Annotated in this window: 1 protein-coding gene; it reads left to right on the plus strand. The window is 45.6% G+C overall.

The window, feature by feature from the left end:
* Positions 1 to 76: 76 nt before the first annotated feature.
* Positions 77 to 632, plus strand: a 556-nt coding sequence (locus Xedl_RS19980; RefSeq protein ID WP_143187521.1) for an IS982 family transposase, incomplete at its 3' end; no start/stop codon positions are given.

The following is a 632-nucleotide window of genomic DNA, read 5'->3' on the forward strand; positions in this document are numbered from 1 at the left end:
GGTGAGTTGAAATGACATAGCCGCTCCTTTATAACTTTAAGTCGTCAAAAATAGAGAAATAAAGGAACAAAAGGCTATGTCACAGCAAGATTTTATCATTTGGGTGTTTTGTTGGATAGATGACAATTTAACGCAGTTACAGCAAGGTAGGCGATTAAGAAGCCGGGGATATCCGCCTAAACTGAGCGATGCAGAAGCCATCACGATGGAAGTGGTGGGTGAATTTTTAGGATTTTCAACAGATAAAGGCATTTGGACATACTTTAATCATCACTGGCGCGAATGGTTTCCGGGGCTAGGTTCACGCGCCAATTTCGCTAAACAGACTTCGAATCTTTGGGTTGTTAAACAACAACTGCAAGAAAAGCTGGCGAGGTTATTGGGCGCACTCGACAGGCCGGTACATATTATCGACGGATTTCCGCTGCCCGTCTGTGGATTCAAAAGAGCAAAAGGCTGTGCCAACTTCAAAGGACAAGCCGATTATGGGTACTGTGCGGCCAAAAACGAAACTTACTACGGTTTCAAAGGACATCTCATGATAGACGAAATCGGCGTAGTAACCGGGTTTACACTGACGCCCGCCAATGTCAGTGAGCGTGAAGCAGCCTGGGATGTGATCGGCTCGATAA

The organism is Xenorhabdus eapokensis, assembly GCF_001908105.1.